The sequence below is a fragment of the Pseudoxanthomonas sp. LjRoot204_2 genome (assembly GCF_056175765.1).
In genome coordinates this window covers 1-5,713 of record NZ_JBGFFG010000220.1, presented here as the reverse complement: position 1 = coordinate 5,713, position 5,713 = coordinate 1, and the positions used below count along the sequence as shown (strand labels likewise).

Sequence of the window (5,713 nt, the reverse complement as noted above, 5' to 3'; positions counted from 1 at the left end):
GGCGAAGATCGGCCGGTCGATGAAGAAACGGGAGAAGTCCATGGGTGGATTTCCTGGAAATGAAGATGCAAGGGACTGGCCACCGCCGAGGGGCGGTGGTCGGAAACGGTTCGACGCGGCATGTCAGCCGATCCGCGCACCCGTGGGCGACGCGGATCCGCCTGCGCGGGTGATGCGGTTACTTCATCGCCACGGTCGTGGCGGGCGCCTGCGCTGCGCCCATCGCCACCGCCTTGGCCTGCACCGGCATGCCGGGGAAGAAGACCTTCTGCACCCCGCTGACGATCACCTTGTCGCCAGCGGCCAGGCCCTGTTCGACGATGCGCAGGCCATCGGCCATGCGGCCGATCTTCACGTCGCGGCGCTGCGCCTTGCCTTCCTTGTCGACCACGTAGACGTACTTGCGGTCCTGGTCGGTCAGCACGGCCTTGTCGTCGACCAGCGCGGCCTTGAACTCGCCGCTGCCGAGCAGGCGAACGCGGGCGTACAGGCCCGGCGTGAACGTGCGGTCGGCATTGTCGAGCAGCGCGCGGGCGCGGATGGTGCCCGTGCTGCGGTCGACCTGGTTGTCGAGGAAGTCGACCACGCCCGCATGCGGGAAGTCGGTTTCGTCGGCCAGCGCCACCTGCACCGGCACCTTGCCGTCGCGCTCGCTGGGACGTTCGCCCTTGCGGGCCATCTCGGCGTAACGAAGGAACGCGCGTTCGTCGGCATCGAAGTGCACGTGCACCTTGTCCAGTGAAACGACCGTGGTCAGCACGCTGGCGGCGTCGCCCGCGCTGACCAGGTTGCCGGCGGTGACCAGCGCGCGGCCGGCGCGACCGTCGATGGGAGCGCGCACCTGGGTCCATTCCAGATTGAGCCGGGCGCTTTCCACGGCAGCCTGGGCGGCGGCGACGTTCGCCTGTGCCTGGTCGGCATTGGCGCGGCGCTGCTCGTACTCTTCGGTCGACAACGCCTGCACGTCGGACAGGCGCTTGGCGCGCGCCGCTTCGCTGCGGCCGAGGTCGGCCTGGGTGCGGGCGCGTGCGAGTTCGGCCTGCGCGCGCGCCAGTTCGGCGCGATAACTGCGCGCGTCGATGGTGAAGAGGACGTCGCCCTTCTTCACTTCCTGGCCTTCGGTGTAGTTGACGCGGTCGATGTACCCCGAGACGCGCGGGCGCAGGTCGACATGTTCGATGGCTTCGACGCGGCCGCTGAATTCGTCCCACTGGCTGATCGACTTGACCGGGACGGCCGCCACGCTGACCTCTGGCGGTGGCGGCGCGCCCTGTTCGGCGGCCTGGCCACTGCAACCGGCCAGCACGGCGAGGGCGAGCGCACTGAAGGCGGCGAGCGCGAGCAGGCGCTGCGTACGCGTAGAAGAACGGGAAGGCGTGTTCATGGGTGGTGGTCTCTTTGGGGGAGAGGAGGAATCGGGCGGGAAGGGTGCGACCTGAAGTCAGGTTGAGGTCAAGCGGTGGATCGGGGTCGGCATGGCAGGGACGGGCGAGGGCTCGATGGCGTGACGCTCAGGCGGAGGCGCGGCCATTGCGTGGAGCGCCGGCCACCGCCCACAGCGCGTCTTCGAAGTCGCGCGCGAGCGTCTGCGCCGGCGGCTTCGCGTCCTGCGCGGACCAGGTGACGATGGACTGCGTCGCACGCCCGCCACGCGCCAACAGCGCGACGGCGCTGCGTCCGACCGCCAGCGCATCCGGCCATTCCGCGCAGGCGTTGATCGCGTTCTCCGGCGTGCACACCGGCTTGTCGACCGACAGCAGCTGCACGCGTACGCCCAGGGTCTGCGCTTCCTCATGCAGCACCTGGGTCAGCATGCGCACCGCCGCACCGGTCACCGAGGCGTGGCCGTAGCCGGACCAGCCGCGCTCCGCGTAGGGACCGCCGATCAGCACGTAGTTCGCGGCGGTCTGGCTTTCGGAGAGCAGGGGAATCAGGTGGCGGGCGGCGGCCAGGTGCGGGATGAGATCGGCCTCCAGCTTCTCCAGCAGGAACGAGGCCGGACGGTCGAGCAGGCGCCCGCTCTGCAGCGGCGTGCCCATGCTCGCGAACACGGCGCGCAGGGGGCGGCCACGTTCGCGTATTTCGTCGGCCAGGCGCGCGGCGCCGCGATCATCGTGCACGCAGGGCGAATACAGCAGCTGCAGTCCCGGCTCGTCCTCGAAGTGCTCGGCCAGCGCGCTCATGCGCGGGCCTTCGCGGCCCACCGCCAGCACCGGGCTGCCGGCCTCCAGCAACGCGCCGACCACGCCGAAGCCGACGTTGCCGCTGGCGCCCATCACGAGCGCGCCCGGGGTCAGCGTGTCCGTCATGGCGTTCACCGCGCGCTCCGCGTGAGCGGTGCCGCAATACGCCCGCTCACGCCCGCCGATTTCACCTGCAGGCGTTGCCGCACGTCATCAGTCTGTGGACGCGGCAGGGTGAATTCGCGGAAGCCGGCGCGCTGGCCGGCCAGCGGCAGGCGTGCCACCGGCCGACCCGTCGTGGGGGAGGGCGTCGACGGATCGGCCGGCGCGTGGAGGCGCGCGACCAGCGCACGTGCAACGGCACGCAGCCAACGCATGGCGGCATTCGGGAAGGAAACGGGCATGGCGGCCAGTGTGGCCAGCATCGTCGTGGCCGCGATATCCGGATCCTGCTTTGCGATTGCCTGATCCTGCGCGTCATCGCCCCTGGGGGCGACGAAGGCGCGGCAGGTCGCCAGCCGCAACGCGACCGGCGCTTCGCGGGGGGGGCCGCTCGTCGGCGCACGCCGGGCAAGTGTCCCGCTCATGGGATGAATCCTCCCGTGATCGGGATAATCCCGGAAGCCGACATCACCTTGCCGATCCGGCGACCACCTCCCACCGTGCCGCCCCGCTGGGAGCGGGGCGCGGCGACATGACCGGAAATGTCCTGTAACAAAAGGCTTTTGCTACGACGGAAAGCCCGAGGGTACGGGGATTCCGAGACGTCTTCACGGTGTTCCAGCGATTGGAAGAGGCGGGCGAACAGCATGGGGGCGATACCCGGTGGAGGACGATGGACGCCACGTTACGCCGCCAATGAGGACTTGATTAGTCCTGATTTAGGGGAATAATCATCCCGTCAGCGGGCCAATTCGCCCATCGCCTACCGGAGTCTCTCGATGACCCACGATCTCAACGACACCCTGATCTTCGTCAAGGTGGTGGAGCAGGGCAGCTTCATTGCGGCTGCCAACGTGCTGCGCCTCCCCAAGACCACGGTCAGCCGCAAGGTGCAGGAACTGGAGACGCGCCTCGGCGCGCAACTGCTGCACCGGACCACGCGCAAGCTCGGCCTGACCGAAGCCGGCAACGTCTACTACGAACACTGCCAGCGCATCGCGCGCGAATTGAACGAAGCCGCCAGTGCGGTGGGCCAGCTGCACGCCGGTCCTCGCGGCTGGTTGCGGTTCACCGCGCCGTATTCGATCGGCATCGACAAGATCGCGCCGCTGCTCGGCGAGTTCCATGCGCAATACCCCGAGATCCGCGTGGAGATGCTGCTCGCCAACGACACCCTGGACCTGATCTCCGGCGAGATCGACGTAGCGCTTCGGATCGGCAGCCTGCCGGATTCCAACCTCGTCGCGCGCCGCCTCAGCACGCTGCGCACGCAGGTGTATGCCAGCCCGAAGTACCTGGCGCGTTACGGCGAGCCCCTGCACCCGGACGACCTGCAGCACCATCGCGTGCTGGCCATGCAGAAGCATCGTCGCGGCAACGGCTGGGCGATGACCCTGCACGGCGCCGAGGGCGAGCACGACTATCCGATCAATCCCATCCTGGTGGCCAACGATCCCGCGGCGCTGAAGGGCGCCTTGCTGTGCGGCGAAGGGCTGATGCTGGGCGCCGACGTGATGGTCAAGCCGTATCTCGAGCAGGGCCACCTGCAGCGCGTGCTGGCGGGATGGACGGGGCCGGAATACGAGTTCAATGCCGTGTTCCCGCGTGGCCACGTGCAGTCGCCGAAGGTGCGTGCGTTCGTCGACTTCCTGGTCGAGCGCATGAAGTTCGACGTCGACTACATGATGCAGCACTGCCCGGTATACCTGCAGCAGCAGGCCGAAGCGCGTGCGGCCGCCGAGACGGCACCCGAAGTGGAAGCCGCCGCGGCGGTCGGGCGCAAGGTATTGGCTGACGTGCTGAGTTGAGCCGTTGCCGTCGTCCCGCGCACGCGGGGACGACGGCAACGACAGTGGCTTGCCGCCCAGAGGGGAGGGAGGCGAAACGTGTGGCCTAACGATTCCCGAACGCAAGCCGGCGCAGGGCTGGCTAGGATGGGCCCGCATCGCCGGAGTTGGGTTGTCCGCCATGGATGGACGTCCGCACCGCGTCTCCACCTGACCAGGAATCCGCACGATGAAGACACCGATCGCCGCGCTTGCGGTGTTGTGGCTGGCGGCTTGCGCGCCGGCCACGCCTGATACCGCCGCTTCCGCTGCCGATACGGCGCCAGCCGCAGCTGCCGCAGACGCAGCGCCCACCGCTCCTGCCGCCGGCCCATCGGAAGGCGAGGCCGTCGATGATCCGCGTGCAGTCAACCAGGCCATCGACGAAGTGCTGGGCGATCACGCCCGCTACGAGACGGTGATCCGGCAATTGCAGCAGGCCGTGACGGCGAACGACACCGAGGCCGTCGCGGCGTTGGTGGCCTACCCGTTCGTCACCGTTCGCGACGGCGAGTCGTTGAAGGTTGCCGATGCCGCCGCCTTCGTGCGTGAGTACGACCGCATCATGACCCCGGCCATCGCCGACACGATCAAGCGGCAGAAGTATTCGCAGCTGATGGTCAACTACAAGGGCGTGATGTTCGGCAACGGCGAGGCCTGGGTGAACGGCATCTGCCAGGACGCCGCCTGCAAGGATGTTGACGTGCGCGTGGTGGCACTGCAGCCGACGTCGTGATGTATACGGGGTCACTGTGGGAGCGACGTGAGTCGCGAACGCCCGGCCTCGCACGTCATGAAGCGTTGGAAAGGCGGACACGCTGGAGGCCAGAGGCCTTCCTGCTCATCCAGGGGTGAGGCTTCCGTACGCGGATGGCGTGCGGTCGCGACTCACGTCGCTCCTACAGAGTCGCAAAAAGAAGGGCGGCCAATGGCCGCCCTTGTTCTGACGCATCGTGCGTACGCTTACTCCACCAGTACATCCACGCGGCGCGCCTCATCCGCGTCGCCGCTGCCGGTGGTCTGCGCGGGCTTGTCCAGCGAGATGCGTTCCGCCGCCACGCCGTTGACCACCAGCCACTGCTGGATGGCCTCGGCGCGCTGCTTCGCCAGCGCTTCGTTGGCGGCGGCATCGCCGCTGGCATCGTGGAAGCCGGAGACGCGGACCGTGCTGTCGGGATCCGCGCCCAGCGTCCCCAGCACGCCCGCCATCCGTGCGGTGGTGTCCGAGGGCACCACCGCGGAGCCGCTGTCGAACAGGATGCGGGCGCGGCGTCCGTCGACGACGTGATCGGCCGCAGCGGCAACGTGGGAGGCGGCCTCCGCCGGCGCGGCACTGCCCAGCCATCCATTGACCGGCAGCACCGGCACCAGCAGCAGCGCGACGATGTTGATGATCTTGATCAGCGGGTTGATCGCCGGGCCGGCCGTGTCCTTGTAGGGATCGCCGACGGTGTCGCCGGTGACCGCCGCCTTGTGCGCTTCGCTGCCCTTGCCGCCGTGGTGGCCGTCTTCGATGTACTTCTTGGCGTTGTCCCACGCGCC

6 protein-coding genes are annotated in these 5,713 nt (G+C 68.6%); 2 read left to right on the top strand and 4 right to left on the bottom strand.

Features of this window, described 5'->3' with window-relative positions; genetic code table 11:
* Positions 1–178 precede the first annotated feature (178 nt).
* The 3 genes from AC04L7_RS11350 to AC04L7_RS11340 all read right to left on the bottom strand — a co-directional run bounded on the left by AC04L7_RS11350 (position 179) and on the right by AC04L7_RS11340 (position 2,770).
* A complete protein-coding gene (locus AC04L7_RS11350; RefSeq protein WP_436000344.1) occupies positions 179–1,384 on the bottom strand; it encodes an efflux RND transporter periplasmic adaptor subunit in 1,206 nt (401 codons plus the stop codon).
* Between the two features lie 127 nt (positions 1,385–1,511).
* Positions 1,512–2,309 carry an SDR family NAD(P)-dependent oxidoreductase gene (locus AC04L7_RS11345; RefSeq protein ID WP_296282903.1) on the bottom strand — a complete coding sequence of 266 codons (798 nt, stop codon included), beginning with the start codon at positions 2,307–2,309 and terminating at the stop codon, positions 1,512–1,514.
* A gap of 5 nt (positions 2,310–2,314) precedes the next feature.
* Positions 2,315–2,770 carry a hypothetical protein gene (locus AC04L7_RS11340; RefSeq protein ID WP_436000342.1) on the bottom strand — a complete coding sequence of 152 codons (456 nt, stop codon included), beginning with the start codon at positions 2,768–2,770 and terminating at the stop codon, positions 2,315–2,317.
* A 354-nt stretch (positions 2,771–3,124) separates the two neighbouring features.
* Here AC04L7_RS11340 and AC04L7_RS11335 point away from each other — a divergent pair, with 354 nt between their 5' ends.
* Together AC04L7_RS11335 and AC04L7_RS11330 are read left to right on the top strand one after the other, a co-directional pair.
* Entirely contained in the window at positions 3,125–4,153 is a 1,029-nt protein-coding gene (locus AC04L7_RS11335; RefSeq protein ID WP_296282883.1) for a LysR family transcriptional regulator, read from the top strand.
* A 208-nt stretch (positions 4,154–4,361) separates the two neighbouring features.
* Positions 4,362–4,907 carry a hypothetical protein gene (locus AC04L7_RS11330; RefSeq protein WP_296282884.1) on the top strand — a complete coding sequence of 182 codons (546 nt, stop codon included), beginning with the start codon at positions 4,362–4,364 and terminating at the stop codon, positions 4,905–4,907.
* 227 nt (positions 4,908–5,134) lie between these two features.
* Here the strand turns inward: AC04L7_RS11330 and AC04L7_RS11325 are convergent.
* A partial coding sequence (locus tag AC04L7_RS11325) for an OmpA family protein (RefSeq protein WP_475513031.1) occupies positions 5,135–5,713 on the bottom strand: 579 nt, incomplete at its 5' end.